The sequence below is a fragment of the Maritalea mediterranea genome (assembly GCF_021568695.1).
Classification (GTDB): domain Bacteria; phylum Pseudomonadota; class Alphaproteobacteria; order Rhizobiales; family Devosiaceae; genus Maritalea; species Maritalea mediterranea.
The window spans coordinates 42,879-67,219 of sequence record NZ_JAKGTI010000002.1; the positions used below are offsets into that span (position 1 = coordinate 42,879).

At 51.7% G+C, this 24,341-nt stretch carries 37 protein-coding genes; 2 read left to right on the forward strand and 35 right to left on the reverse strand.

Going from position 1 to position 24,341, the window contains the following annotated elements; all coding sequences use genetic code 11:
- Positions 1 to 390 carry a dihydroneopterin aldolase gene (folB, locus tag L1I42_RS09135; protein ID WP_236114233.1) on the forward strand — a complete coding sequence of 130 codons (390 nt, stop codon included), beginning with the start codon at positions 1 to 3 and terminating at the stop codon, positions 388 to 390.
- Entirely contained in the window at positions 390 to 836 is a 447-nt protein-coding gene (gene folK, locus L1I42_RS09140; RefSeq protein ID WP_236114234.1) for a 2-amino-4-hydroxy-6-hydroxymethyldihydropteridine diphosphokinase, read from the forward strand. The genes folB and folK overlap by 1 nt, the downstream gene beginning before the upstream one ends.
- A 360-nt stretch (positions 837 to 1,196) precedes the next feature.
- Here the strand turns inward: folK and L1I42_RS09145 are convergent, their stop codons facing one another.
- The 35 genes from L1I42_RS09145 to fusA all read right to left on the reverse strand — a co-directional run bounded on the left by L1I42_RS09145 (position 1,197) and on the right by fusA (position 24,329).
- On the reverse strand, positions 1,197 to 1,979 hold the full coding sequence (locus L1I42_RS09145) for an ATP12 family chaperone protein (RefSeq protein ID WP_236114235.1): 783 nt from the start codon (positions 1,977 to 1,979) through the stop codon (positions 1,197 to 1,199).
- Positions 1,979 to 2,641 (reverse strand): HAD-IA family hydrolase, encoded by a 663-nt coding sequence (locus L1I42_RS09150; protein ID WP_236114236.1) that lies wholly within the window; start codon positions 2,639 to 2,641, stop codon positions 1,979 to 1,981. Before L1I42_RS09150 ends, L1I42_RS09145 begins: the two co-directional genes overlap by 1 nt.
- The gene (locus tag L1I42_RS09155; protein WP_236114237.1) at positions 2,641 to 3,633 is read right to left on the reverse strand and encodes an RluA family pseudouridine synthase; all 993 of its coding nucleotides are present in this window, start codon (positions 3,631 to 3,633) and stop codon (positions 2,641 to 2,643) included. Before L1I42_RS09155 ends, L1I42_RS09150 begins: the two co-directional genes overlap by 1 nt.
- A complete protein-coding gene (gene crcB / locus L1I42_RS09160; protein ID WP_236114238.1) occupies positions 3,630 to 4,010 on the reverse strand; it encodes a fluoride efflux transporter CrcB in 381 nt (126 codons plus the stop codon). Before crcB ends, L1I42_RS09155 begins: the two co-directional genes overlap by 4 nt.
- Positions 4,011 to 4,042: 32 nt before the next feature.
- Entirely contained in the window at positions 4,043 to 5,374 is a 1,332-nt protein-coding gene (locus L1I42_RS09165) for a replication-associated recombination protein A (protein ID WP_236114239.1), read from the reverse strand.
- Positions 5,375 to 5,377: 3 nt separating this feature from the next.
- Positions 5,378 to 6,787, reverse strand: a complete 1,410-nt coding sequence (locus tag L1I42_RS09170) for a Do family serine endopeptidase (protein ID WP_236114240.1) — start codon at positions 6,785 to 6,787, stop codon at positions 5,378 to 5,380.
- Positions 6,788 to 6,938: 151 nt separating this feature from the next.
- The gene (rplQ, locus tag L1I42_RS09175; protein ID WP_236114241.1) at positions 6,939 to 7,367 is read right to left on the reverse strand and encodes a 50S ribosomal protein L17; all 429 of its coding nucleotides are present in this window, start codon (positions 7,365 to 7,367) and stop codon (positions 6,939 to 6,941) included.
- Between the two features lie 36 nt (positions 7,368 to 7,403).
- Entirely contained in the window at positions 7,404 to 8,420 is a 1,017-nt protein-coding gene (locus tag L1I42_RS09180; RefSeq protein ID WP_236114242.1) for a DNA-directed RNA polymerase subunit alpha, read from the reverse strand.
- Between the two features lie 113 nt (positions 8,421 to 8,533).
- Positions 8,534 to 8,920 (reverse strand): 30S ribosomal protein S11, encoded by a 387-nt coding sequence (gene rpsK / locus L1I42_RS09185; protein WP_236114243.1) that lies wholly within the window; start codon positions 8,918 to 8,920, stop codon positions 8,534 to 8,536.
- Between the two features lie 92 nt (positions 8,921 to 9,012).
- On the reverse strand, positions 9,013 to 9,381 hold the full coding sequence (gene rpsM, locus L1I42_RS09190; protein ID WP_236114244.1) for a 30S ribosomal protein S13: 369 nt from the start codon (positions 9,379 to 9,381) through the stop codon (positions 9,013 to 9,015).
- Between the two features lie 197 nt (positions 9,382 to 9,578).
- On the reverse strand, positions 9,579 to 10,151 hold the full coding sequence (locus L1I42_RS09195; protein WP_236114245.1) for an adenylate kinase: 573 nt from the start codon (positions 10,149 to 10,151) through the stop codon (positions 9,579 to 9,581).
- On the reverse strand, positions 10,148 to 11,485 hold the full coding sequence (gene secY / locus L1I42_RS09200) for a preprotein translocase subunit SecY (RefSeq protein ID WP_236114246.1): 1,338 nt from the start codon (positions 11,483 to 11,485) through the stop codon (positions 10,148 to 10,150). The genes L1I42_RS09195 and secY overlap by 4 nt, the downstream gene beginning before the upstream one ends.
- Before the next feature lie 37 nt (positions 11,486 to 11,522).
- Positions 11,523 to 11,993: a 50S ribosomal protein L15 gene (rplO, locus tag L1I42_RS09205; protein WP_236114247.1), complete on the reverse strand. Its 471-nt coding sequence runs from the start codon at positions 11,991 to 11,993 to the stop codon at positions 11,523 to 11,525.
- 15 nt (positions 11,994 to 12,008) lie between these two features.
- On the reverse strand, positions 12,009 to 12,197 hold the full coding sequence (gene rpmD, locus L1I42_RS09210) for a 50S ribosomal protein L30 (RefSeq protein WP_027835123.1): 189 nt from the start codon (positions 12,195 to 12,197) through the stop codon (positions 12,009 to 12,011).
- Positions 12,198 to 12,229: 32 nt separating this feature from the next.
- Positions 12,230 to 12,772 carry a 30S ribosomal protein S5 gene (rpsE, locus tag L1I42_RS09215; RefSeq protein ID WP_133571221.1) on the reverse strand — a complete coding sequence of 181 codons (543 nt, stop codon included), beginning with the start codon at positions 12,770 to 12,772 and terminating at the stop codon, positions 12,230 to 12,232.
- Positions 12,773 to 12,824: 52 nt separating this feature from the next.
- Positions 12,825 to 13,178, reverse strand: a complete 354-nt coding sequence (gene rplR, locus L1I42_RS09220; protein WP_439651491.1) for a 50S ribosomal protein L18 — start codon at positions 13,176 to 13,178, stop codon at positions 12,825 to 12,827.
- 12 nt (positions 13,179 to 13,190) lie between these two features.
- The gene (rplF, locus tag L1I42_RS09225; RefSeq protein ID WP_236114249.1) at positions 13,191 to 13,724 is read right to left on the reverse strand and encodes a 50S ribosomal protein L6; all 534 of its coding nucleotides are present in this window, start codon (positions 13,722 to 13,724) and stop codon (positions 13,191 to 13,193) included.
- A gap of 60 nt (positions 13,725 to 13,784) precedes the next feature.
- The gene (gene rpsH / locus L1I42_RS09230) at positions 13,785 to 14,183 is read right to left on the reverse strand and encodes a 30S ribosomal protein S8 (protein ID WP_236114250.1); all 399 of its coding nucleotides are present in this window, start codon (positions 14,181 to 14,183) and stop codon (positions 13,785 to 13,787) included.
- Positions 14,184 to 14,196: 13 nt separating this feature from the next.
- A complete protein-coding gene (rpsN, locus tag L1I42_RS09235) occupies positions 14,197 to 14,502 on the reverse strand; it encodes a 30S ribosomal protein S14 (RefSeq protein ID WP_236114251.1) in 306 nt (101 codons plus the stop codon).
- A gap of 35 nt (positions 14,503 to 14,537) precedes the next feature.
- Positions 14,538 to 15,092 (reverse strand): 50S ribosomal protein L5, encoded by a 555-nt coding sequence (gene rplE / locus L1I42_RS09240; protein ID WP_236114252.1) that lies wholly within the window; start codon positions 15,090 to 15,092, stop codon positions 14,538 to 14,540.
- On the reverse strand, positions 15,085 to 15,399 hold the full coding sequence (rplX, locus tag L1I42_RS09245) for a 50S ribosomal protein L24 (RefSeq protein ID WP_236114253.1): 315 nt from the start codon (positions 15,397 to 15,399) through the stop codon (positions 15,085 to 15,087). Before rplX ends, rplE begins: the two co-directional genes overlap by 8 nt.
- 2 nt (positions 15,400 to 15,401) lie before the next feature.
- Positions 15,402 to 15,770, reverse strand: coding sequence for a 50S ribosomal protein L14 (gene rplN, locus L1I42_RS09250; RefSeq protein ID WP_236114254.1), 369 nt, complete (start codon positions 15,768 to 15,770; stop codon positions 15,402 to 15,404).
- A gap of 75 nt (positions 15,771 to 15,845) precedes the next feature.
- Positions 15,846 to 16,079 (reverse strand): 30S ribosomal protein S17, encoded by a 234-nt coding sequence (gene rpsQ / locus L1I42_RS09255; RefSeq protein ID WP_133571229.1) that lies wholly within the window; start codon positions 16,077 to 16,079, stop codon positions 15,846 to 15,848.
- 10 nt (positions 16,080 to 16,089) lie between these two features.
- Positions 16,090 to 16,287, reverse strand: coding sequence for a 50S ribosomal protein L29 (rpmC, locus tag L1I42_RS09260; RefSeq protein ID WP_236114255.1), 198 nt, complete (start codon positions 16,285 to 16,287; stop codon positions 16,090 to 16,092).
- Positions 16,288 to 16,299: 12 nt separating this feature from the next.
- Entirely contained in the window at positions 16,300 to 16,713 is a 414-nt protein-coding gene (rplP, locus tag L1I42_RS09265; protein WP_133571231.1) for a 50S ribosomal protein L16, read from the reverse strand.
- Between the two features lie 14 nt (positions 16,714 to 16,727).
- Entirely contained in the window at positions 16,728 to 17,450 is a 723-nt protein-coding gene (rpsC, locus tag L1I42_RS09270; protein WP_236114256.1) for a 30S ribosomal protein S3, read from the reverse strand.
- Positions 17,450 to 17,830, reverse strand: coding sequence for a 50S ribosomal protein L22 (gene rplV, locus L1I42_RS09275; protein ID WP_236114257.1), 381 nt, complete (start codon positions 17,828 to 17,830; stop codon positions 17,450 to 17,452). The genes rpsC and rplV overlap by 1 nt, the downstream gene beginning before the upstream one ends.
- Before the next feature lie 2 nt (positions 17,831 to 17,832).
- Positions 17,833 to 18,111: a 30S ribosomal protein S19 gene (gene rpsS / locus L1I42_RS09280; protein ID WP_027835109.1), complete on the reverse strand. Its 279-nt coding sequence runs from the start codon at positions 18,109 to 18,111 to the stop codon at positions 17,833 to 17,835.
- A 6-nt stretch (positions 18,112 to 18,117) separates the two neighbouring features.
- Positions 18,118 to 18,957, reverse strand: a complete 840-nt coding sequence (rplB, locus tag L1I42_RS09285; RefSeq protein ID WP_236114258.1) for a 50S ribosomal protein L2 — start codon at positions 18,955 to 18,957, stop codon at positions 18,118 to 18,120.
- 17 nt (positions 18,958 to 18,974) lie between these two features.
- Entirely contained in the window at positions 18,975 to 19,268 is a 294-nt protein-coding gene (locus tag L1I42_RS09290) for a 50S ribosomal protein L23 (protein ID WP_133571236.1), read from the reverse strand.
- Positions 19,265 to 19,885 (reverse strand): 50S ribosomal protein L4, encoded by a 621-nt coding sequence (rplD, locus tag L1I42_RS09295; protein ID WP_236114259.1) that lies wholly within the window; start codon positions 19,883 to 19,885, stop codon positions 19,265 to 19,267. Before rplD ends, L1I42_RS09290 begins: the two co-directional genes overlap by 4 nt.
- The gene (gene rplC, locus L1I42_RS09300) at positions 19,885 to 20,595 is read right to left on the reverse strand and encodes a 50S ribosomal protein L3 (RefSeq protein ID WP_236114260.1); all 711 of its coding nucleotides are present in this window, start codon (positions 20,593 to 20,595) and stop codon (positions 19,885 to 19,887) included. The genes rplD and rplC overlap by 1 nt, the downstream gene beginning before the upstream one ends.
- A gap of 23 nt (positions 20,596 to 20,618) precedes the next feature.
- Positions 20,619 to 20,927 carry a 30S ribosomal protein S10 gene (rpsJ, locus tag L1I42_RS09305; RefSeq protein WP_027835105.1) on the reverse strand — a complete coding sequence of 103 codons (309 nt, stop codon included), beginning with the start codon at positions 20,925 to 20,927 and terminating at the stop codon, positions 20,619 to 20,621.
- 67 nt (positions 20,928 to 20,994) lie between these two features.
- Entirely contained in the window at positions 20,995 to 22,185 is a 1,191-nt protein-coding gene (gene tuf, locus L1I42_RS09310; RefSeq protein ID WP_236114261.1) for an elongation factor Tu, read from the reverse strand.
- A 50-nt stretch (positions 22,186 to 22,235) separates the two neighbouring features.
- On the reverse strand, positions 22,236 to 24,329 hold the full coding sequence (gene fusA / locus L1I42_RS09315) for an elongation factor G (RefSeq protein WP_236114262.1): 2,094 nt from the start codon (positions 24,327 to 24,329) through the stop codon (positions 22,236 to 22,238).
- Between the last annotated feature and the right edge of the window lie 12 nt (positions 24,330 to 24,341).

Here is a 24,341-nt window from a genome sequence, read left to right on the forward strand (position 1 = left end):
ATGGCTCGCACGGACCGTGTCGAAGATAAGATCATTCTCTCAGATCTCGCTTTTTATGGCTATCATGGGGTGATGTTGGAAGAAAACACCCTAGGTCAACGCTTTCGTATTGACCTGGAGTGCGGTGTGGACCTACGCGAGCCAGGCAAAAGTGATGATGTGGAAACCACCATCTCCTATGCCGACATTTTTGAGCTGCTGCACGAAGCCATCACCGAAACGCGCTTCAAATTGATCGAAGCTCTAGGTCAGCATATTGTTGATCGGCTGTTTGAGGCGTTTCCGACGATTGAATGGATCAAAGTCCGCGTGCGCAAGCCGGAAGCCCCTATTCCTGTTGTGTCAGGCGAGTTTGCCATAGAAATCATTCGAGACCGGGAGACAGCATAATGGCGCGTGCTTGGCTGGCCCTCGGGGCAAATATTGGTCGCCCGCGCGCCCAACTGAAAGAGGCGCTGCGCCGGCTGGATGCCCACCCGGATATTCACATCATCAAAAAATCGACCATCATCGAAACCGATCCCTGGGGCAAAACCGACCAGAACCCGTTTTTAAACATGGCGATTGAGATCGAAACCTCTTTGGGCGCTGAAGGGTTGCTAGAAGCTGGCCTGATGATTGAAGAGGCCATGGGCCGCAAACGCGACGAGAAGTGGGGCCCACGCCTCATCGACATCGACGTGATCGCCTACGGCCGCAAAGTGATCAAAACCGACCGGCTGACCATCCCGCATCCCTACGCCCATGAACGCAGCTTCGTGACCGACCCGTTGGAAGAAATCGAACCCGCCATCGTGCAATGGCTGCGCGATCAGGCTTCGAATTCACAAAGCTAGGTCATATACTTAGCTCATTTTTTGGAATCACTATTTTAGTTTGCATCGCTAAGTCCTCCACCGTCACCCCAAGACTTGATCTTGGGGGGCCAATGCACGTGTCCACTCGCGGAAGCGCTGCGGATCTCATCACATGCGTTTCTACACGCGGAACGCTCAAATGGATTGCAAGATCAAGTCTTGCAATGACGCGGTGGTGGTGGTGACTTGCGTTGCGGAATCTGGGCCGTGAGCGTGATCCCGGCTCAAGGCCGGGATGGCCTCGTGTGCGGTAGCTCATTAGCCAAAACAGTGGCCGCCCCGGACTTGATCCGGGGCCGATTTCCTAAAGATCAAGCACTCACGAAATCAAAGACTTAATCAGACTTCCGGATTCAAAAGTTCAAACAGGCGCACCGCGGCATCATAGTCCTGGCGCTTGAAGGCGCGGGCGGCCATGGCCTGTTCGTCTTCGCCCCATTGGCTGGCCTGATAATTCTCATCCACATAGGCGGCAGTCCAAACCTGTTCAGACTCAAAGTGCCCTTCGCGCAGGCCGATGGCCAGCAGGGCCGAACCGGTGATTGAAGTGATCGACATGGCGGCGAAAGCGGAGAATAAGCCATAGCGCTGAACCAGCGCGTCGATTTTATCGAGGCTTTCCTGCGGCTGCATCACATGCATCACGCCGCCGACCAGTTCAAATTTCGCACCATATTCGCGCTCAAACATTTCGAGCGGCGCATCCCAATGCTGGCGCTGCAAGGCAACAAGGCTGTCCGGGCCGTCTGCCCGATAAAACAGCAAATCACTGCCGGCATATTTAAGCAGTTCAGCGCGCACCGGCTGCAAATGCTCTTCCCCGCTCTCAACAATCGTATTGCAAAGGCGCGTCAGCGGCATTTTGGAGGGATCGATCTTTTCTTCCGCCGCAGCCCACTCATCTGCCACTAATTGTGCCAGCTTTGGGTCCGGAAACTCAACTGTCTTTTTCCCCGGTGTCTTGATCGGCTTGCCATCAAGCAACACACGGTGCTTGCCCCCTACCTCGTCAGTGGAGACCTCTTTGTAAAACCGTTTGGGCAAGGGCTGCTTCGCATGTTCCTGCGCGCGTCCATAGCCATCCTGTATATGTGCTTCCGCTTCTTTGAGAATTTCCCGCATTAGCCCACTAACCCATCAATTGCGTCGTCAATATGCTCATATTTGTCGATCACGACATCCGCGCCATGCTCTAGCAAATCTGCCTTGTCGTGATAACCCCACGCCACGCCAATCGCCTTCACATTGGCCGCCTTGGCCATTTGCATGTCAAAGCGCGTGTCGCCCACCATCACAGTGCGGCCCGCCTCAACGCCCGTTTCATTGATCGCATTGTGCAACATGCCCGGATGCGGCTTTGACGGGTTATTGTCCGCCGCCTGCAGCGTCACAAAATGATGGCCGAAATCATGATTGTCGAACAGGCGATGCACGCCGCGCAAATGCTTGCCGGTGGCGATTCCCAACAAGGTCGTATCCTGCGCGCCCAATCGGTGGATCGCGTCATAAGCACCGTCATAAATATGCTCAATATGCGGCTCGTCGGTCACCTTGCCAAAGAAATAGTCGCGATAATGCCCGGCCAACCGGTCCACCAGAATATCATCATGCTCTTCCAGCAAATGCCCGATCGCTGTTTCCAGCTTAAGGCCAATGCCGTGGCGCACATCTTCGGCTGTGGGCAGCTTCAGCTTTTCCCGGTCAAAGGCATAGTGCGCCGCATCAATAATAATATGGGCACTATCGACAATAGTGCCGTCCACATCAAAAACAACAAGGCGCATCAATCTTCGTCCAATTCTTCGTCATTCGGGTCATATTGTGCTGCGTTAAAGCCAAACAGATCAAATGTCTGCTGCATATGCGCCGGCAGCGGCGCGGTGATGTCCAGGCGATGGCCATTCGGCAGCGGCAGCGCCAACCGACGGGCATGCAAATGCAATCCCTCACCCATGCCATCCGGCTTTTCCCAGTTCTCAATGGAGAAATAGCGCGGGTCATTAATGATCGGCGATTTCATTTGCGCCATATGCACCCGCAATTGGTGCGTCCGGCCGGTTACCGGCTTCAAAGTGACCCAAGCCACGCGCGTCGCCGCATCATCGGTCACTGAATAGTGGGTGATAGAGTGCTGCGCGCCCTCTTCGCCTTGCTCCACCACATGCATTTGCTCACCATCTTCCGTGGCGCGCCGCGCCAGAAAACAGGAGATCTTGCCCTGCTTCGGCGTCGGCATATGCGCAGTGACCGCCCAGTAAATCTTTCGGGCCGACCGCGAACGGAAAATCTTGCCAAAGTGTGAGGCTGCCGAACGGGTTTTCGCCACCAACAAACAGCCGGAGGTGTCCCGGTCCAATCGGTGGACCAAGCGTGGCTTTTCACCCTTTTTGTTGGGAATGCTCTCCAGCATCTTGTCCAAATGCCGTTTGGTGCCCGTGCCGCCTTGCACCGCAAGCCCATGCGGCTTGTTCAACACCAAAATCTGATCATCTTCATAAAGCGTGATATCGCGCAAAAATTGCACGTCTTTTTCATTGATCGGCTTGGGTTTGCTCGGCTTTACCCCGGCGTCGGCAATCGGAGGTACTCGCACGGTCTGCCCTGTTTCCAGCCGCTGATTGGCCTTCACGCGCCCCTTATCCACCCGCACTTCACCTTTGCGGATAATCCGGTTTAGACGCGAAAACGGCAAATCGGGAAAATGGATGGAAAACCAGCGGTCCAACCGCATGCCATCTTCTTCCTGTGTCACTTTTCGATGTTGAACACCACTCATATTGCACTCCCGCGCACCAACGTCATCGCCGCAAATAATGCCGCGATGGACAAAACAACTGACAAGCCCACATAGAGCAGCGCAGACATTGTCTGCCCCCGCTCATAAAGGCTGATAAAATCCAGCGAGAAGGCCGAAAAGGTGGTGAACCCGCCGCAAAACCCCGTCGCCAGCAACAAACGCGCTGAGTTTGACCACTCCGGCGTGTGACGTGCCAACAGTGCAATCACCAGCCCCATGATAAAGGAGCCAATAATATTCACCGCCAAGGTTGCATAGGGCCATCCGGTCAGGCCGAAACGCATAATCAACTGACCAATGCCAAAACGTCCCATGGCGCCGAAAGCACCACCTAAACCAACCAAAATGTAGGACATGACTGTCCTTCCCGCTTCAAAAAACTGTAGAGCTAGCTTTTGCCCGTTTGTCGCTTCAAACGCAAGCGTTTGAAATAATCAATCCGCTTTTGCAAGTCCCGCTCAAAGCCGCGCTCCACCGGCTCATAAAAAGTCTGCCGCCCCAACTTCTCCGGGAAATATTCTTGCCCCGAAAAGGCGTCCGGCGCATCATGGTCATACTGATAGCCATCACCATAGCCTTCTGATTTCATCAGCTTGGTCGGCGCATTCAAGATCACTTTGGGCGGCGTTGGCGACCCGGTTTCCCTGGCCACCCGCATTGCCGCGTTGAAAGCGTTGTAAGCAGCGTTGGATTTGGGCGCCAGCGCCAGATAAACGGCGGCCTGCCCCAACGCCAATTCGCCTTCGGGCGAACCCAGCATCTGATAGGCGTCGCGCGCGGCGATACAGTGCGGCAGTGCCTGCGGATCGGCCAGGCCGATATCTTCAGAGGCCATGCGGATCAGCCGCCGGGCGATAAACATCGGGTCTTCCCCCGCCACCAGCATCCGCGCCAAATAATAAAGCGCCGCATCCGGATCAGAGCCCCGAATGGTCTTGTGCAGCGCCGAGATCAGATTGTAGTGCCCGTCCTGCCCTTTGTCATAAACCGGCGCCCGCCGCTGCACCAACGCTTCAAGCGCCTTCTGATCCAGCACCTCATTATCCTTTGTCGCGGCATACACCTCTTCCAATAGCCCCAGGAGCGCCCTGCCGTCTCCATCCGCCATCTCATGAAGGGCGCGCCGCGCATCGTCGTCCAGCGGCGTTTTACGGCCTTCCAGCTCCGCCGCCCGGTCAATCAATTGCTCGGCTGCGTCCCGATCATGAGATTTGAAGCTGAGCACCTGCGCCCGCGACAAGAGCGCCGCGTTCAGTTCAAAGGATGGGTTTTCGGTGGTCGCGCCCACCAGCACGATGGTGCCATCTTCCATTACCGGCAAAAAACTGTCTTGTTGCGCTCGGTTGAACCGATGGATTTCATCCACAAACAACAAGGTCTTTTTGCCATTGGCGCGCATTTGCCGGGCCATCTCAAACGTCTTTTTAAGATCAGCCACGCCCGAAAAGATCGCCGAAATCTGGTGAAAATGATAATCCACCTGATCCGCCAGCAGCCGCGCCACCGTGGTTTTGCCCGAACCGGGCGGCCCCCAAAAGATCAGCGAGCCCAACCGCCCTGAATTGATCATGCGGGTGAGCACACCTTCTTGCCCCAGCAAATGATCTTGCCCCACCACCTCATCAAGAGTTTTGGGACGCAACCGATCCGCCAAGGGTCGATCTTCAAATTGCTCATGGGGCACGGCAGCCGGCGCATCCGTGCCGAATAAATCTGACATAGCCTATCCGCTGATGAACGAGTTTATAACTCGATTACCACGCTGAATGGTCAAACGCCAGCCACGCGCACCTTCGCCCACAAGCTCTTGAAAGCGATCAAGGGTCAGGCTCCGCTCACCATTAAGCGCGCGGATCACATCGCCAGGGCGCAAGCCCATCCGTTGCGCCGGGGAGCCACGCTGAACTTGCAACACCAGCACGCCCTCGACACTAGACGGCAAATCCAGCTCGTCACGATAATAGCCATTCAGTTGAACCAGCGTGGCGCCAGTAAAGCGCGAATTGCCTTTCACCGTGATTTGTCGGATTTCAGCATCGCGGCTGACTTCTTCCAGCGGCAGCACCAGTTCGACCTCTTGGCCCCGGCGCAAGACCAGCAAGTTGGCCTCGCCGCCCACCGGTTTGGTGGAGAGGCGGAAATCAAAGGCTTCGGGGTCTTCCACCATGCGGTCATCCAACATCAAAATCAGATCGCCTTCGCGCAATCCAGCCTTCTCTGCTGGTCCATTGGGATAGATCTCGGTGACCAACGCCCCCCGAATGCGCGACAGGCCGATGGAGCGGGCAATATCGCCAGTCACTTCCTGCAAACGTGCACCGAGCCAGGGCCGCACCAACTCACCGCCATTTTGCGCCGCATCCAGAATAAACTGGGCCATGCTGGCCGGGATCGCAAAGCCAATGCCATTGGAGCCACCAGAGCGCGAGAAGATCGCCGTATTGATGCCTACCAGCTTACCATCCATATCCACCAGTGCGCCGCCGGAATTGCCGGGGTTAATCGCTGCGTCGGTCTGAATAAAGAACTGATAATCGCTGACGCCGACGCCAGTCCTGGCCAATGCCGACACAATCCCACTGGTCACCGTTTGGCCCACACCGAAGGGGTTCCCGATGGCCAGCACCAGATCGCCCACCAAAAGGCTATCAGAATCCGCAAATTCGAGCGCGTCAAACCGGCGCCCATTGGCATCCTTGATCCGCAATACTGCCAAGTCGGTCTTTTTGTCCGCCAGCATCAGTTCCGTATGATATTCACGTCCATCGGCAAAGCTCACCCGGATATCGTCCGCACCGTCGACCACATGGAAATTGGTGAGAATCATGCCATCAGACTGCACCACCACACCGGACCCGAGCGACTGGCTTCTGCGCGGACGCCGCTCAAAAAACGGACTATCCTCGCCAAAGAACCGCTGAAAGAAAGGGTCATCAAACATCGAGTCCCGTTGCACCGTCATCTTGGTGGCGTAGACATTGACCACCGAGGGCGACGCCTTTTGCACCACGGGCGCATAGCTAAGCTGAATTTGCGTGCGATCTTGCGGCACCGTCCGCACCTGTTGCGCCAGTACGGGCTGAACAACCACAAAAGCGGCTATCAATATCATCAGGGAGCGAATAACCGGCATAGGGCTCCTCCTCGTTTGGACAAAACTGGTATCAATATTAAAACGTATTAGGGCAGATATAAGATCATTGTTCACCTGAAAACAGGTCCAAACAGAAAAAGCGCCCCCAAAATGGGAGCGCTTTTCAAATCTCTTGCAATCAAGCGAAAGCTTACGCTGCGTCGGCGCTTTCCGCTTCGTCGCGCTCAGCTGTTGGGCCAGAATCGGCACCTTTTGCTGAAGGATCGCGATCAACAAGCTCGATTACAGCCACAGGCGCATTATCGCCATGACGGAAACCAGCTTTCAACACGCGGGTGTAACCACCCTGACGCTCTTGATAACGAGGACCCAAAACGTCGAACAATTTCTTGGCCATGGCTTCATCACCAATGCGAGAAGCGGCAAGACGACGTGAGTTCAAGTCGCCTTTTTTGGCCAATGTGATCAGTTTTTCAACGATTGGACGAAGGTCTTTGGCTTTGGGCAAAGTTGTAACGATCTGCTCGTGCTTAATCAGCGCGGCAGCCATGTTGGCGAACATCGCTTTACGATGGCTCGCTGTCCGGTTCAACTTGCGACCAGCTTTACGGTGGCGCATTCTATTCTCCTGTCAACTCAGTGCGATGGTTTCAGATCAATAATGATCTTCAAAACGCTTCGCGAGGTCTTCAATGTTTTCAGGCGGCCAGTTGGCTACATCCATACCCAGATGCAAGCCCATTTGCGCCAGAACTTCTTTAATTTCATTCAGTGATTTACGACCAAAGTTCGGTGTGCGCAACATTTCCGCTTCCGACTTCTGGATCAAATCACCAATGTAAACGATGTTGTCGTTCTTCAGACAGTTTGCTGAACGAACAGACAATTCAAGTTCGTCAACCTTCTTGAGCAAGGCTGGGTTGAATGCCAATTCTGGGATGGCATCTTCAACAACCTCTTTTTCGGGCTCTTCGAAGTTCACAAACACATTCAGTTGATCCTGAAGGATACGTGCAGCAAACGCCACCGCATCTTCAGGCGTCACCGCACCATTTGTTTCCACGGTCAGGTTCAGCTTGTCATAGTCAAGCACCTGGCCTTCACGTGTGTTTTCTACTTTGTAGGACACACGCTTAATGGGCGAGAACAAAGCATCCACTGCCACATGACCGATCGGCGCATCCTCTGGACGATTGCGATCAGCCGGCACATAGCCCTTGCCAGTACCCACAGTGAATTCCATATTGATATCTGCACCATCATCGAGGTGGCACAAAACCAATTCTGGGTTCAAAATCTCAATATCGCCAGTGGTTTCGATATCACCAGCAAGCACTGCACCCGGACCTTTTTTGGACAATGAAAGACGCTTAGGCCCTTCATCTTCCATCCGGATCGCAATGTCTTTCACATTGAGCACCATATCGGTCACATCTTCGCGCACACCGGCGACTGAAGAGAACTCGTGCAACACGCCATCAATCTGGATGGCTGTTACCGCAGCACCTTGCAGCGAAGACAGCAAAACACGACGCAAAGCATTGCCCAATGTCAGACCGAAACCTCTTTCCAAAGGCTCAGCCACAATGGTGGCAACGCGCGCCGGATCATTTCCCGGTACAATGTCCAGCTTCGTCGGCTTAATCAATTCCTGCCAGTTTTTCTGGATCATTATAGTTTAACCCTTTCCCTATGCGATACATCCGCCAATGCTCGCATTGAAATGTAAGAACCTATTGAGTTGCCCAATCGATTAATTGGCCAAAATGGGCAAATCCCAATAAACTACACGCGACGCCGTTTGCGTGGACGACAGCCGTTGTGCGGAATGGAGGTTACGTCACGAATGCTTGTGACCGTAAAACCAGCAGCCTGCAACGCACGCAGCGCTGATTCACGACCTGAACCGGGGCCACAAACTTCAACTTCCAATGTCTTCATGCCGTGCTCTTGAGCTTTCTTGGCAGCATCTTCAGATGCAACCTGTGCGGCATATGGAGTTGATTTACGTGAGCCTTTAAAGCCCATGGTACCTGCAGATGACCAAGCAATGGCGTTGCCTTGCACATCTGTGATGGTAATCATGGTGTTGTTAAAAGTAGAATTTACGTGTGCAACACCGGAAGTAATATTTTTTCGTTCGCGACGGCGAACACGAGCTTCTTTAGCCATTCTTTTTCCTTAATGCGATCTCAACGCCACTGCACGTTCAAGCGGTGGCTCCACCGAACAAAAGGCACTTCATGATGAAGCGCCTTTCAAACTTACTTTTTCTTACCTGCAATCGGTTTTGCAGGGCCCTTACGTGTACGCGCATTATTGTGCGTATTTTGACCACGTACGGGAAGACCACGACGGTGACGCAACCCGCGATAGTTGCCCAAATCCATCAAACGCTTGATGTTCATAGCAACAGAGCGACGCAAGTCACCTTCTACAATGTAGTCACTGTCAATTGTTTCACGAATCTGAATCACTTCGGCATCAGAAAGTTCGTTCACACGACGCTCGGCCGCGATACCAACTTTGCCACAGATTTCAGACGCTTTTGATGCACCAATCCCATGAATATACTGAAGCGCAATTTCTACACGCTTGTTCGTTGGGATATTGACGCCAGCAATACGAGCCACGTCCCTGATCTCCTTAGTTAATGCAAATTGTCATTTTTGCAATTTGCGCCCAAACAACAACAAACGACCGGACCCCGATCCCTTGCTTTTTTCAAGAAACCGAACCCAGTCTTTCGCATTGCGTATGACTAAGCGCGGTTCATAACCGAGTTTTGGGCTATAAGTCAACACGCTTGTCGGCCCAAAAGCTCCAAATTTTAGTCAGCGTTAAGTGCGGACATTATTGAGGCCGTGACTTCATCGATTCCGGCCATCCCGTCAACACTTTTCAACAAGCCTTTGGCGGAATAATACTCCACCAGCGGCGCCGTCAATTCTTCATAGACTTCAAGACGGTTGCGCAACACTTCTTCGTTGTCATCAGCGCGCGCGCCGCCATTTTCCTGAGCCCGTTTCAGAATGCGGTCCACCAGAATATCGGCGTCAGCGCGAATCTCGACAACCGCATCCAGGGCAATCCCCTTATCCGCCAACAATTCATCAAGCGCTTCGGCCTGACCCGTTGTGCGGGGGAACCCGTCAAGAATAAAGCCGTTGGCACAATCCTCTTGATCGATACGATCTGAGATAATCCCCACCACGATTTCATCAGGCACAAGATCGCCACGTGCGATCATGTCTTTAACCTGCAAACCCAGCTCAGTTTCAGCGGCAATAGCTGCCCGCAACATATCACCAGTAGACAATTGCGGAATGCCGAATTTCTCGACCAAAAATTGCGCTTGCGTCCCCTTCCCCGCACCTGGCGGGCCCAACAAAATCAGCCTCATCTTTTCCGACGTCCTCCCAAACGAGATTTCTTCACCAAGCCCTCATATTGCTGTGCAACCAAATGGCTTTGAACTTGTGAAATCGTATCCAGTGTCACAGTCACCATAATCAGCAGTGATGTACCACCCAGGAAGGCAGAAACACCGAGGCTGGACACCAAAACTTCCGGAATCAAGGCAACCAAGGTCAAATAGGTTGCGCCCACCAACGTAACCCGCGTCAACACATAGTCAATGTGCTGGGCAGTCCGCTCACCCGGACGGATCCCCGGGATAAAGCCACCAGATTTTTTCAAGTTCTCGGCGGTATCAGTCGGGTTAAACACGATCGAGGTATAATAGAACGCAAAGAAGAAAATCAAAAAGGCAAACAGGCCCAGATATAGTGGCTGCCCCCGGCCCAGCACCGCAGACATGGTGGTCAACCACGTCGGCGCGTTACCCTGCGCAGCAAACCCGGCCATCGTGGCTGGCAGCAGCAGCAAAGATGAGGCAAAGATCACCGGAATAACACCAGCCGTGTTCAGCTTCAGTGGCAAATGCGATGTATCACCCTGGAACATCTTATTGCCAACCTGGCGCTTTGGATATTGCACCAATAGCCGCCGTTGTGCCCGTTCAAAGAACACAATGATGCCAATCACGACAATCGCCAACACCAGCAGACCGACAACGCCAACAGTCGGCAATGCACCAGTACGGCTCAATTCAAGGGTCTGCGCAATCGCAGTGGGCAATGTGGCCACAATGCCGGCGAAAATGATCAACGAAATGCCGTTGCCAACGCCACGTGCCGTCACCTGCTCGCCCAACCACATCAGGAACATGGTGCCACCAACAAGGGTGATCACGGTAGACAGGCGGAAGAACCAACCTGGATCGGTTACAACGCCTTCACTGGCCTCCAACCCAACGGCGATACCGTAGGCTTGCAACGCACAAAATACCACGGCCAGATACCGGGTATATTGATTGATCTTGCGGCGCCCCTGCTCGCCCTCTTTCTTGAGTTGCTCAAGACGAGTCGACGCGGTGGACAGCACCTGAATCACAATCGAGGCGGTAATGTAAGGAATAAGGTTCAGCGCGAAAATCGCCATCCGCTCAACCGCGCCCCCGGCAAACATGTTGAACATGCCGAAAATGCCGTTTTGCGCCCGGTCAAAGGTGGCCGCGAAAGCGTCCCCATCAATACCTGGAATTGGAATAAATGTACCGAACCGATAGACCAAAAGCGCACCCAGGGTAAACAGGATGCGCTGTTGAAGGTCTTTTGCCTTGGCAAAGGTCGAAAAATTCAAATTTCGGGCAAGTTGTTCTGCTGCCGAAGCCATAAACCTTAATCCTCAATAAATGAGAAGTAGCGGCGAATTATTCCGCCGCCGCTGGAAGATCGATTTTGCCGCCAGCAGCTTCAACAGCTGCTTGGGCACCTTTTGACGCATGGTCAACTTTAAAGGTCACTTTGGACGCTTTAAATTCGCCGCCAGCAATCAAACGTACACCATCTTTCGCACGGCGAATAACGCCGGCTTCAACGAGTGCTTTTGCGTCGATCACGCCTTTTGCGTCAAGTTTGCCAGAATCAATCGCTGATTGAATGCGATCAAGACGAACGGCATTGAACTTTTTCGCGAACGGATTGTTAAACCCGCGCTTAGGCATTTGCTGGATCAGGTTGGTCTGCTCACCACGGAACCCGTTAACGGATACACCTGAGCGTGACTTCTGACCCTTTACACCGCGGCCACCGGTTTTGCCTTTACCAGAACCAATACCACGACCAATGCGTGTGCGGTTCTTTGTGGCACCTTTATTGTCGGCCAACTCATTCAGTCGCATGACAAAACCCTTTTATTACTTCTCGTCGACAACGCGCACGAGATGCGAAACTTTTTTGATCATCCCACGCACAGCTGGAGTATCTTCCAGGGTGCGGCGACGATGCATCTTGTTCAAACCAAGACCAACAAGCGTGGCACGTTGATCTTGAGTCCGGCGGATCGGGCTACCAATCTGCTCAACAGTTACTGTTTTTTCAGCCATTTCTCAACTCCGTAAACGGTCAGTGGCGCGAGTTACGCACTCACCTGTTCGCCAACGTCAGATTCACGGCGACGACCTTGAATTTCAGAAACCTTCAAACCACGACGCGCAGCAACTGAGCGGGGGCTATCCAGATTTTTCAAAGCATCAAATGTTGCCCGAACCATGTTATATGGGTTTGCTGAGCCTTGTGACTTGGCCACAATGTCCGCAATGCCCAATGTTTCAAACACTGCACGCATTGGACCACCAGCAATGATACCTGTACCGGCAGGTGCCGCCCGCAGGAACACTTTACCCGCGCCGTGGCGACCGGCCACATCGTGGTGCAATGTACGTGCTTCGCGCAATGGTACGCGGATCATTTGACGTTTGGCTTGCTCAGTTGCCTTACGGATCGCTTCAGGCACTTCACGCGCCTTACCATGACCGAAACCAACACGGCCCTTTTGATCACCAACCACAACAAGTGCAGCAAAGCCGAAACGACGGCCGCCTTTCACCACTTTCGCCACGCGATTGATGTGGACCAGGCGATCAACAAATTCGCTATCGCGCTCTTGATTGTCTCTCATCGTCTCAACCAGTTCTCTTTAGATTCTGTTTTGTTTTGGCCATCGCGTTCATCTAGAAGCGCAGCCCGCCCTCACGTGCAGCATCTGCCAATGCTTTCACGCGGCCGTGATAAAGATATTCACCACGATCGAAAATCACTTCACCAACACCAGCTTTCACAGCGCGCTCGGCAACAAGTTTGCCAACTTCCTGTGCAGCTTGTTGGTTGCTGCCATTTTCAATCTTCAGATCTTTGTCCAAAGTTGACGCGGCAGCCAGTGTGTGGCCGGTCGTGTCATCGATGACTTGAGCATAGATATTCTTGCCCGAACGGAAAACCGACAAACGCGGACGACCGTTTGCGCGCAAACGAATTGCGCGACGTACTCTCGCCTTGCGGCGGTCTTTGCTAGACATATTCGCCATTCTCTTGCGCCCTTACTTCTTCTTACCTTCTTTGCGGAAGATATATTCGTCCTCGTAACGGATACCTTTGCCTTTGTAAGGCTCTGGTGGCCGGAACTCACGGATATTGGCAGCAACCTGCCCAACCGCTTGTTTATCAATGCCTGACACAATCACTTCAGTGGGTTGTGGTGCTTCGAATTTAATGCCTTCAGGTGCCTTGACAATCACATCATGTGAAAAGCCAAGAGCCAATTTCAGGTCATTGCCTTGCATCTGTGCACGAAAACCAACACCGTTGATTGTCAGCTTCTTCGAAAAGCCCTCTTTCACACCAGTGACGATATTGTTCACCAATGTGCGTGACATACCCCAAGCAGAACGCGCTTCTTTGCTATCGTTCACAGGGTCGACCTGGACACCCTCGTCGGTCTGTTTAACTGTCACCAAGTCAACCAAATCAACAGACAATTCGCCCTTAGGGCCCTTTGCCTTAACAGTCTGGCCGTCGATTGTGACCGTCACGCCATCTAAAAGGGCGACTGGTTTCTTGCCAATACGCGACATGTTCTTTTGCCTTTTCGGTTCAAACCGTAGCTTAATAGTGAGATCAGTGTGTTTAACGCCTTAAAAGACGCGACACAACACTTCACCACCAACGTTATTTTGACGTGCTTCATGATCAGCCATCACACCTTTAGGTGTTGAAACAATGGAAACCCCGAGGCCGTTCGCAACTTGTGGAATGTTCTTCACAGAAGCGTACACACGACGACCTGGCTTCGAAACACGTTGGATTTCGCGGATCACTGGTTGATTGTCGAGATATTTCAACTCAACATTATACTCAGCAGAGCCGTTTTCAAATTCGGTCACGCTATAGCCGCGAATAAAGCCCTCAGACTTCAAAACGTCCAAAACACGTGCCCGCAATTTAGATGCAGGTGTTGTTACACTTGTCCGGTTGCGCATTTGGGCATTCCGGATACGTGTCAACATATCACCAAGCGGATCAGTAAAACTCATCGCTTATGTCTCCTTACCAGCTCGACTTGACGAGGCCAGGAATCTTACCTTGGTTACCCAATTCACGTAACGAAATACGTGACATTTTGAGTTTCCGGTAATAGCCACGTGGCCGACCTGTAACTTCACAACGATTGCGTACACGAACAGCTGCACTGTTGCGTGGCAATTCAGCCAACTTCAATGTTGCAGCGAAACGTTCTTCAATAGGAAGAGAACGATCGTCAACAATCGCCTTCAGAGAAGCACGCTTAGCGGCATATTTATCTGCCAGCCGACGCTTTTTCTCATTATTTTCTACGGCGCTTTTCTTTGCCATCTTCTTTGATCCTTATTCGATCGTCTCGTTCGTCACTACTGACGGAACGGGAAGTTAAAGCCTTTAAGAAGCGCCAGGGCTTCTTCATCGGTATTTGCAGTGGTGCACACAATAATGTCCATCCCCCACATTTGATCAACTTGGTCATAATTGATCTCAGGGAAAACGATGTGTTCTTTAATGCCCATTGCAAAATTGCCGCGGCCGTCAAAGCTTTTTGGGTTCAAGCCACGAAAGTCCCGAACGCGAGGCAAAGCAATGTTCACCAAACGATCAACAAATTCGTACATACGTGTCTTGCGCAAAGTCACTTTCACGCCCAAAGGCATTTCTTCACGAACTTTAAAGCCCGCAATAGACTTTTTCGCATACGTAATAACAGGCTTTTGACCAGCGATTGCTTCCATGTCAGCCAAGGCGGATTTAACCTTCTTGGTGTCATTAACAGCTTCGCCAACACCCATGTTCAATACCACTTTTTCCAACTTTGGAACTTGCAAGTGGTTCTGGTAATTAAACTGGTCAGTCAGGCCAGCGCGCACCACATCATTATAATGTGTGCGCAGACGTGGGACGTAATTCTCAGCCATCGATCACATCTCCTGAGCGCTTAGCAACGCGCTTCTTCTCGCCATCCTTGACCACAAAACCAACGCGAGTTGGCTTGTTTTCTTTCGGGTCAACCAATGCAATGTTTGACAAATGAATTGGCGCTTCTTTGTTTAAGATGCCGCCTTCACTTGTTTGGCTTGCACGTTGATGACGTTTCACCAAATTCACACCTTGAACAACGGCGCGGTTCTCAGCTGGCGCAACGCGCAAAACTTCACCAGTCTTGCCTTTGTCGCGGCCAGTCAACACGATAACCTTGTCGCCCTTTTTAATTTTGGCAGCCATGGTTACAGCACCTCCGGCGCAAGTGAGACAATCTTCATGTGGCTCTTTGAGCGCAATTCACGAGGAACTGGTCCAAAGATACGTGTGCCGATTGGCTCTTTATTGTTGTTCACCAAAACCGCTGCGTTGCGGTCAAAACGGATCACGGTACCATCAGGGCGGCGAATATCTTTCGCTGTACGCACAACTACTGCGCGCATCACTTGACCCTTCTTAACGCGGCCACGCGGAATAGCTTCTTTCACGGACACAACAATGATGTCGCCCACAGAAGCGTACTTACGCTTGGAACCGCCCAGCACCTTGATGCACATAACACGACGTGCGCCGGAATTATCCGCGACATCGAGATTCGTCTGCATCTGAATCATGACTGGTTGCCTTCTATACTTTGGTTGATTCTACACAACCGATTTTCAACATTCATTCCGATATTCAAAAGCTCTTTACGAAGCTTGAATAACGGCCCATCTTTTATTCTTTGAAATTGGTGCACATTCCTGAATTTGAACGATATCACCAATTTTGGCCGCATTCGCTTCGTCATGCGCCTGATATTTTTTTGAACGACGAACTGTCTTTTTCAAAAGTGGGTGCGTAAAACGGCGTTCAACACGTACCACAACAGTTTTCTCGTTCTTGTCAGAGACCACAGTCCCTTGCAATATACGCTTTGGCATCAAAACGCTCCTACTGGCCTGCTACGCTTTTTTCGCGCAGGATGGTCTTAATCCGTGCAATGTCGCGGCGAACTTGCCGAACACGCGCGGTATTTTCAAGCTGCTGGGTTGCGCGTTGAAAACGCAGATTGAACTGCTCTTTTTTCAAATCAACCAACTCTTGCTTTAGCTCGTCTGCGGTTTTTGTCCGCACTTCACTCGCATTCATGAGACGTGCCCCTTAGTCCGCAATACGGGTAACAACCCGTGTTTTGATCGGCAATTTCATTGCTGCCAAGCGCAAGGCTTCGCGTGCAACTTCGTCCGACACACCATCAATTTCAAACATCACCCGACCAGGCTTAACCCGAGCGGCCCAATAATCTGGTGAGCCTTTACCTTTACCCATCCGAACTTCTGTCGGCTTGGAGCTGACAGGTACGTCTGGGAATACACGGATCCAAACACGACCGGCACGCTTCATGTGACGGGTCATTGCACGACGTGCAGCTTCGATCTGACGTGATGTAATACGCTCAGGCTCTTGAGCTTTAAGGCCATGAGACCCAAAGTTCAATGTAAAACCACCCTTGGCTGCACCATGGATGCGGCCTTTGTGCATTTTACGGAATTTTGTACGTTTAGGTTGCAGCATGATAAGTTAACTCCTTAGCCTGCAGCCTGCTGACGACGCTGACGCTGAGGCTTTTTATCGCCACCACCGCTAGCTTCAATCGCACGACGCTCGTGTGCCATTGGGTCATGTTCCAGAATTTCGCCTTTGGAAATCCAAACCTTGATCCCGATGATCCCGAATGTAGTTTCAGCTTCCGCGGTGCCGTAATCAATGTCAGCACGCAAAGTGTGCAAAGACACACGGCCCTCACGGTACCATTCAGTCCGCGCAATATCTGCGCCGCCCAAACGACCCGCAACGTTCACCCGGATGCCCTCGGCGCCCATGCGCATCGCAGTTTGCACTGCACGCTTCATGGCACGACGGAAGGAAACACGACGCTCAAGCTGTTGCGCAATACCCTGAGCAACAAGGTTCGCATCTGTCTCAGGCTTACGTACTTCAACAATGTTGATGTGTACTTCTGAGTCAGTGAAACGGCGAATTTTGTTGCGCAGCTTTTCAATGTCCGCACCTTTTTTACCGATCACAATGCCAGGACGCGCTGTGTGAATAGACACGCGGCATTTACGGTGGGGGCGCTCAATGACGATTTTAGAAACCGCAGCTTGCTTGAGATCTTTTTCAAGCATCTTACGGATCTTCAAATCTTCCTGCAACAAGCTACCATATTCACCTTTGTTGGCGAACCAGCGGCTGTCCCATGTCCGGTTAACACCAAGACGGAAACCGATTGGATTAATCTTGTGACCCATTATGCGGCCTCCTCGACTTCACGAACTACGATGGTCAAATGTGAGAAAGGCTTCAAAATCTTACCCACACGGCCACGAGCCCGCGGACGGAAACGCTTCATGACCAATGATTTGCCGACATAAGCTTCAGCAACAACCAGTGAGTCTGTGTCCAGACCGTGATTGTTCTCAGCATTGGCAATGGCGCTTTCCAACGTCTTTTTCACATCTTTTGCAATGCGCTTTTGAGAAAAGGTGAGTTCAGCCAAAGCCTTCTCAACCTTTTTACCCCGGATAGCGCTTGCAACAAGGTTCAATTTCTGAGGGCTCGTGCGCAACATGCGCAACACGGCCCGCGCCTCATTGTCTTTAAGCGTACGCTCACGCTTTGGCTTACCCATTGTTACTTCCTCTTCGCCTTTTTGTCGGCGCCGTGGCCATAATAGGTACGAGATGGTGCGAATTCACCAAACTTGTGACCGATCATTTCCTCAGTTACGAGAACTGGTACGTGCTTCTGGCCGTTGTAAACACCAAAGTTGAGGCCCACAAACTGTGGCAAAATCGTTGAGCGACGGCTCCAGATTTTGATCACTTCGTGACGGCCGGACTCACGGACTTTCTCCGCTTTTTTGATCAGATATCCGTCAACAAACGGACCTTTCCAAACAGAACGTGCCATAGTGACCTACCTGCCCTTTTTCTGATGACGTGAACGAACAATAAATTTGTCCGTTTGTTTATTAGAGCGTGTACGCTTGCCCTTAGTTGGCTTACCCCAAGGTGTCACTGGGTGACGACCACCAGAGGTCCGGCCCTCACCACCACCATGGGGGTGGTCAATCGGGTTCATGGCCACACCACGAACCTGAGGACGCTTGCCCAACCAACGCTTACGACCAGCTTTACCCAAATTGGTGTTTGAGTGGTCTGCGTTGGAAACGGCGCCAACAGTGGCCATGCAAGAACCTGGCACCAAACGGGTTTCACCTGAGTTCAACCGCAAGATCGCCATGCCCTGGTCACGTCCAACATATTGAACATAAGTACCGGCAGAACGTGCAATCTGACCGCCTTTCAAAGGCTTCATCTCAACGTTGTGCACAATGGTACCCACTGGCATTTTTTCCAATGGCATCGCATTGCCTGGCTTCACATCAACATTGTTGCGTGAGGCCACAACCTGGTCACCGGCAGCCAAACGCTGTGGCGCCAAGATGTAGGCTTGCTCGCCATCATCATAATTTACAAGTGCGATGAACGCCGTGCGGTTTGGATCATATTCCAAACGCTCTACCGTACCGACAACGTCATATTTGCGACGCTTAAAGTCGATCATCCGGTAGGCACGCTTCACACCACCGCCCTGACGACGCATAGTAATACGGCCAGAATTGTTGCGACCGCCCTTGCTTGTCAGACCTTCAGTCAATTTCTTGACTGGACCGCCCTTCCAAAGTCCTGAACGGTTCACACCGATCAGCGCACGTTGGCCTGGCGAGGTTGGATTATATTGCTTCAAAGCCATTTTCTAATCTTTCCTGCCTATAGTCCGGTCGCAATGTCAATTGACTGACCTTCAGCCAATGTCACAATTGCTTTCTTCACGTCTTTGCGCTGACCGATACGGCCGCGGAAACGCTTTTCCTTGCCTTTGCGGACCAATGTGTTGACGGCTTTCACCTTTACAGAGAACAAACCTTCAACCGCTGCCTTGATTTCAGGCTTGGTCGCATCAATCGCAACGTCAAACACAACTTGGTTGTGCTCAGACGCATAGGTGGACTTTTCAGTCACAACCGGATTGCGAATAATATCGTATGCTTTCACCATGCTCATGAGAAACGAGCCTCCAAGCTTTCCAAAGCAGCTTTGGTCAACACCAGTTTAGTGCGACGCAAAATGTCATAAACATTGATGCCCTGGGCTGGCAGCACGTCGATGTGACCAATGTTCCGCGCTGCAAGCGCAAAATTTTGATCCAACTCAGAACCGCCAATAATAAGCGCATTGTCCAAGCCCAACTCGCCAAATGCCTTTTTCAAAGCAGATGTCTTGCCGTCTTTGCTTTCGGCTTTGTCCAAAATGACCAAATCGCCAGATTTCGCTTTTGAAGACAATGCATGTTTCAAGGCCAAAGCCCGCATCTTCTTCGGCAACTCAATCGCATGTGAGCGAGGAGTTGGGCCGAATGCACGACCACCACCACGGAAAATTGGAACCTTGCGGTTACCGTGACGTGCGCCGCCTGAACCTTTTTGGCGCACAAATTTCTTTGTGGTGCCGCGGATTTCAGCGCGGTTTTTCACATCATGCGTGCCAGCCATTTTCTTCAATTGCTGGTAACGCACCATGCGGTGCAAAATGTCCTGACGCGGCTCAAGACCGAATACGTCATCTGACAAAGTCACTTTGCCGGCAGATTTGCCATCAAGAGATACAACTGAAAGTTCCATTATTCAGCACTCCCTTCCACAACGGCTTCGCCTGAAGCAACCTTGAATGAACCCGGTGTTGGAGCGTCTGCAGATGCTGGCTTCTTCACCGCATCGCGAACCATAATCCAACCACCTTTTGAACCTGGCACAGAACCCTGAACCATGATCAAGCCACGCTCAACATCAACTTTCACAACCTTGAGGTTCTGAGTTGTTGTCCGAACAGCGCCCATGTGACCAGCCATCTTCTTACCTTTGAAGACTTTACCTGGATCCTGACACTGACCGGTTGAACCGTGTGCACGGTGAGAGATAGACACACCGTGAGTGGCGCGCATACCGCCAAAATTGTGACGCTTCATAGCACCGGCAAAACCTTTACCGATAGATGTGCCTGAAACATCCACAAATTGGCCAACATGGAAGTGATCAGCCAGCATTTCGGCGCCAACTTCAATCATGTTGTCTTCGGAAACGCGGAATTCCGCAACTTTCCGTTTGGGTTCAACTTTTGCAACGGCAAAGTGCCCACGGGCTGCTTTGCTTACATTCTTCACTTTGGCTGTACCCGCACCCAATTGGAGTGCTGTATAACCATTTTTGTCCGCCGTCCGCTGAGCGACAACTTGGCAGTTCTGAAGACCAAGAACCGTTACAGGGACATCTCTGCCCTCTTCTGTAAAGATCCGGGTCATGCCCAGCTTCTGTGCGATCACACCTGAACGCATCGGTTTACACCTTTTCTAAAGTTCTAAAGTTTGATCTCGACGTCCACACCGGCCGCCAAGTCCAACTTCATAAGCGCATCCACTGTCTGTGGAGTAGGCTCCACAATGTCCAAAAGACGCTTGTGAGTCCGAATTTCAAATTGTTCGCGGCTCTTCTTATTGACGTGCGGCGAACGGTTGACAGTGTATTTCTCAATTCGTGTAGGCAAAGGGATTGGGCCACGAACCTGAGCGCCTGTGCGCTTGGCTGTGTTCACAATCTCATGCGTTGAGCTATCGAGGACTCGATGATCGAACGCTTTCAGCCGAATACGAATGTTTTGACCATTCATGTCGATGTTTCCCGAAAAAGACGCTGCGGCGCTCTATAAGAACGCCGCACAGCGCTTGTAAAATTTACTACTCGATGATTTTGGCAACAACGCCGGCGCCCACGGTGCGGCCGCCTTCGCGGATCGCAAAGCGCAACTGCTCTTCCATCGCGATCGGCACGATCAACTCAACATTGACCTCAACACGGTCACCAGGCATCACCATTTCTGTACCTTCTGGCAAAGTCACAACGCCAGTCACGTCAGTTGTACGGAAGTAGAACTGGGGACGGTAGTTGGTGAAGAATGGTGTGTGACGACCACCTTCGTCTTTGGTCAAAATGTACGCCTCACCAACAAATTTGGTGTGCGGGGTAACTGAACCGGGCTTACACAAAACCTGACCACGCTCAACTTGCTCACGGTCAATACCACGGATCAAGGCACCAATATTGTCACCAGCTTCACCGCTATCCAGCAGCTTGCGGAACATTTCAACGCCAGTCACAGTGGTTTTCTGTGTGTCTTTAATGCCAACGATCTCAACTTCTTCGCCAACATTGATCACGCCACGCTCAACACGACCGGTCACAACTGTACCACGGCCAGAAATTGAGAACACGTCTTCAATTGGCATCAAGAAAGGCTGGTCCTTAGGACGCGCTGGGGTTGGCACATAATCGTCAACAGCAGCCATCAGCTCAAGAATCTTGTTCTTGCCGATTTCGTCATCACGGCCTTCCAACGCCGCCAAAGCTGAACCGGCTACAATCGGAATATCGTCGCCTGGGAACTCGTAAGAAGAAAGAAGCTCACGCACTTCCATCTCAACCAATTCCAACAACTCTTCGTCGTCAACCTGGTCAACTTTGTTCAAGAACACAACAAGCGCTGGCACACCAACCTGACGGGCCAACAAAATGTGCTCACGGGTCTGTGGCATTGGGCCATCAGCTGCGTTCACAACCAAAATGCCGCCATCCATCTGCGCCGCACCAGTGATCATGTTTTTCACATAGTCAGCGTGGCCTGGGCAGTCAACGTGTGCGTAGTGACGGTTTTCTGTCTCATACTCAACGTGCGCTGTTGAAATGGTAATGCCGCGGGCTTTCTCTTCAGGCGCCTTGTCGATCTCGTCAAAAGCTGTGCCCTTACCACCAGATGCCTCAGACAATACTTTCGTAATCGCTGCGGTCAATGTGGTCTTACCATGGTCAACGTGACCAATCGTCCCAATGTTTACGTGCGGTTTCGTCCGCTCAAACTTTTCCTTCGCCATATCGCTCTCTCCGTATTTCGTTCAGCGTAGTGCTGGCGTTTCAATTCAAATTAACCGGCGTGTTTCGCCATGACTTCATCAGCCACGTTTTGTGGCACTTGCTCGTAATGGCCAAACACCATGGTGAAGTTTGCTCGTCCCTGGCTCATAGAGCGCAAAGAGTTCACATAACCAAACATGTTCGCCAAAGGCACGAAGGCGTCGATCACGGTCGCATTGCCGCGCACGTCTTGGCCTTGCACCTGCCCGCGACGGGAGGTCAAATCACCGATGATAGAGCCGGTGTATTCTTCTGGGCTCACCACTTCAACCTTCATGATCGGCTCAAGAAGTTTCGGGCCAGCCTGGCGGATCGCCTCACGGAAACCGGCACGACCGGCAATCTCAAAGGCCATCACAGAGGAGTCAACATCGTGATAAGCACCATCATTCAGCACAAACTTCACATCAACCAATGGGAAGCCGGCCAATGGGCCTGCAGTCATCACAGATTCAACACCTTTTTGAACGCCTGGAATATATTCCTTCGGCACGTTACCGCCAACAACGGTATCGGAGAAGTCCAGACCAGAACCAGCTTCACCAGGTTCGATGGTGAATTTAATCCGCGCGAACTGACCAGAACCACCAGATTGTTTCTTGTGGGTATAGTCATGATCAACGGCTTTAGTAATGGTTTCGCGATAGGCAACCTGCGGCTGACCGATATTCGCTTCCACTTTAAATTCACGCTTCATGCGATCGACAAGAATGTCGAGGTGCAATTCACCCATGCCCGCAATAATGGTCTGACCGCTCTCTTCGTCAGATTTTACACGGAAGCTTGGATCTTCTGCCGCCAAACGGTTCAGGGCCAGACCCATCTTTTCTTGGTCAGCTTTAGATTTTGGCTCAACCGCAATCTCAATAACCGGATCAGGAAATTCCATGCGCTCAAGAATAACTTTTGAGTTCGGGGCGCAGAGTGTGTCACCAGTCGTGGTTTGCTTCAAACCAACGATAGCAACGATATCGCCTGCATAAGCCTCCTGGATTTGTTCACGGCTGTTTGAGTGCATTTGGAACATACGACCAACGCGCTCTTTTTTCTCTTTAACCGTATTCTCCAAAGATGCACCAGCTTCAAGCACGCCTGAATAGATGCGGCAGAAAGTCAATGAACCCATGTGAGGGTCGTTAGCAATCTTAAAGGCCAACATAGACAATGGCTCATTGTCATCAGCCTTGCGAGAAACTTCTTGCTCGGTTGCCACATCGATACCGCGGATCGCTGGAATATCGATCGGAGACGGCAGGAAGTCAACCACTGCATCAAGAAGCGGCTGTACGCCCTTGTTTTTAAAAGCAGAACCGCAAAGAACTGGGAAGAACTCCACATTAATTGTACCCTTACGGATCAATTCACGGATCTTATCATTGTCAGGCATATCGCCTTCCAAATAAGCTTCCATTGCAGCTTCGTCAGCTTCAACGACAGTCTCGATCAACAGCTCACGATATTCTTCAGCACGATCCTTCAGATCGGCAGGAATGTCGACGATGTCCCACTCGGCGCCAAGGTTTTCACCCTGCCACACATAAGCTTTCATCTCTATCAGATCGACAACACCAGCAAATTCGTTTTCCGCACCAATTGGCAACTGGATAACAACAGGTGTAGCACCCAAACGCTTTTTGATCATGTCGACTGAGTTGTAGAAGTCAGCGCCAATCTTGTCCATTTTGTTGACAAAGATCATACGAGGCACTTCGTACTTGTCAGCCTGACGCCAAACGGTTTCTGTTTGCGGCTCAACGCCAGCATTGGCGTCCAGCAGCGCAACTGCACCGTCAAGCACACGCAAAGACCGCTCAACTTCAATCGTGAAGTCTACGTGGCCAGGTGTATCAATGATGTTGAAGCGACGCTTTTTGCCATCACGACCTTCCCAGAAGGTTGTTGTGGCCGCAGAGGTAATTGTAATCCCCCGCTCTTGCTCTTGCTCCATCCAGTCCATGGTGGCAGCACCATCATGAACTTCACCGATTTTGTGGCTTTTGCCTGTATAGAACAAAATGCGCTCAGTTGTTGTGGTTTTACCCGCATCAATGTGCGCCATAATGCCGAAATTGCGATAGTCTTCGATCTTGTAATCGCGAGCCATGATCGTGATACC

Bases quoted from the DNA above. Each gene is read 5' to 3' on its own strand.
- folB (WP_236114233.1), top strand. From the start codon at position 1: ATGGCTCGCACGGACCGTGTCGAAGATAAGATCATTCTCTCAGATCTC.
- folK (WP_236114234.1), top strand. From the start codon at position 390: ATGGCGCGTGCTTGGCTGGCCCTCGGGGCAAATATTGGTCGCCCGCGC.
- L1I42_RS09145 (WP_236114235.1), bottom strand. From the start codon at position 1,979: ATGCGGGAAATTCTCAAAGAAGCGGAAGCACATATACAGGATGGCTAT.
- L1I42_RS09150 (WP_236114236.1), bottom strand. From the start codon at position 2,641: ATGCGCCTTGTTGTTTTTGATGTGGACGGCACTATTGTCGATAGTGCC.
- L1I42_RS09155 (WP_236114237.1), bottom strand. From the start codon at position 3,633: ATGAGTGGTGTTCAACATCGAAAAGTGACACAGGAAGAAGATGGCATG.
- crcB (WP_236114238.1), bottom strand. From the start codon at position 4,010: ATGTCCTACATTTTGGTTGGTTTAGGTGGTGCTTTCGGCGCCATGGGA.
- L1I42_RS09165 (WP_236114239.1), bottom strand. From the start codon at position 5,374: ATGTCAGATTTATTCGGCACGGATGCGCCGGCTGCCGTGCCCCATGAG.
- L1I42_RS09170 (WP_236114240.1), bottom strand. From the start codon at position 6,787: ATGCCGGTTATTCGCTCCCTGATGATATTGATAGCCGCTTTTGTGGTT.
- rplQ (WP_236114241.1), bottom strand. From the start codon at position 7,367: ATGCGCCACCGTAAAGCTGGTCGCAAGTTGAACCGGACAGCGAGCCAT.
- L1I42_RS09180 (WP_236114242.1), bottom strand. From the start codon at position 8,420: ATGATCCAGAAAAACTGGCAGGAATTGATTAAGCCGACGAAGCTGGAC.
- rpsK (WP_236114243.1), bottom strand. From the start codon at position 8,920: ATGGCTAAAGAAGCTCGTGTTCGCCGTCGCGAACGAAAAAATATTACT.
- L1I42_RS09195 (WP_236114245.1), bottom strand. From the start codon at position 10,151: ATGAGGCTGATTTTGTTGGGCCCGCCAGGTGCGGGGAAGGGGACGCAA.
- secY (WP_236114246.1), bottom strand. From the start codon at position 11,485: ATGGCTTCGGCAGCAGAACAACTTGCCCGAAATTTGAATTTTTCGACC.
- rplO (WP_236114247.1), bottom strand. From the start codon at position 11,993: ATGCGACTGAATGAGTTGGCCGACAATAAAGGTGCCACAAAGAACCGC.
- rpmD (WP_027835123.1), bottom strand. From the start codon at position 12,197: ATGGCTGAAAAAACAGTAACTGTTGAGCAGATTGGTAGCCCGATCCGC.
- rpsE (WP_133571221.1), bottom strand. From the start codon at position 12,772: ATGAGAGACAATCAAGAGCGCGATAGCGAATTTGTTGATCGCCTGGTC.
- rplR (WP_439651491.1), bottom strand. From the start codon at position 13,178: ATGGCGAATATGTCTAGCAAAGACCGCCGCAAGGCGAGAGTACGTCGC.
- rplF (WP_236114249.1), bottom strand. From the start codon at position 13,724: ATGTCGCGTATTGGCAAGAAACCAGTCGCCCTTTTAGATGGCGTGACG.
- rpsH (WP_236114250.1), bottom strand. From the start codon at position 14,183: ATGAGTTTTACTGATCCGCTTGGTGATATGTTGACACGTATCCGGAAT.
- rpsN (WP_236114251.1), bottom strand. From the start codon at position 14,502: ATGGCAAAGAAAAGCGCCGTAGAAAATAATGAGAAAAAGCGTCGGCTG.
- rplE (WP_236114252.1), bottom strand. From the start codon at position 15,092: ATGGCTGAGAATTACGTCCCACGTCTGCGCACACATTATAATGATGTG.
- rplX (WP_236114253.1), bottom strand. From the start codon at position 15,399: ATGGCTGCCAAAATTAAAAAGGGCGACAAGGTTATCGTGTTGACTGGC.
- rplN (WP_236114254.1), bottom strand. From the start codon at position 15,770: ATGATTCAGATGCAGACGAATCTCGATGTCGCGGATAATTCCGGCGCA.
- rpsQ (WP_133571229.1), bottom strand. From the start codon at position 16,079: ATGCCAAAGCGTATATTGCAAGGGACTGTGGTCTCTGACAAGAACGAG.
- rpmC (WP_236114255.1), bottom strand. From the start codon at position 16,287: ATGAATGCGAGTGAAGTGCGGACAAAAACCGCAGACGAGCTAAAGCAA.
- rplP (WP_133571231.1), bottom strand. From the start codon at position 16,713: ATGCTGCAACCTAAACGTACAAAATTCCGTAAAATGCACAAAGGCCGC.
- rpsC (WP_236114256.1), bottom strand. From the start codon at position 17,450: ATGGGTCACAAGATTAATCCAATCGGTTTCCGTCTTGGTGTTAACCGG.
- rplV (WP_236114257.1), bottom strand. From the start codon at position 17,830: ATGGGTAAGCCAAAGCGTGAGCGTACGCTTAAAGACAATGAGGCGCGG.
- rpsS (WP_027835109.1), bottom strand. From the start codon at position 18,111: ATGGCACGTTCTGTTTGGAAAGGTCCGTTTGTTGACGGATATCTGATC.
- rplB (WP_236114258.1), bottom strand. From the start codon at position 18,957: ATGGCTTTGAAGCAATATAATCCAACCTCGCCAGGCCAACGTGCGCTG.
- L1I42_RS09290 (WP_133571236.1), bottom strand. From the start codon at position 19,268: ATGAGCATGGTGAAAGCATACGATATTATTCGCAATCCGGTTGTGACT.
- rplD (WP_236114259.1), bottom strand. From the start codon at position 19,885: ATGGAACTTTCAGTTGTATCTCTTGATGGCAAATCTGCCGGCAAAGTG.
- rplC (WP_236114260.1), bottom strand. From the start codon at position 20,595: ATGCGTTCAGGTGTGATCGCACAGAAGCTGGGCATGACCCGGATCTTT.
- rpsJ (WP_027835105.1), bottom strand. From the start codon at position 20,927: ATGAATGGTCAAAACATTCGTATTCGGCTGAAAGCGTTCGATCATCGA.
- tuf (WP_236114261.1), bottom strand. From the start codon at position 22,185: ATGGCGAAGGAAAAGTTTGAGCGGACGAAACCGCACGTAAACATTGGG.
- fusA (WP_236114262.1), bottom strand. From the start codon at position 24,329: ATGGCTCGCGATTACAAGATCGAAGACTATCGCAATTTCGGCATTATG.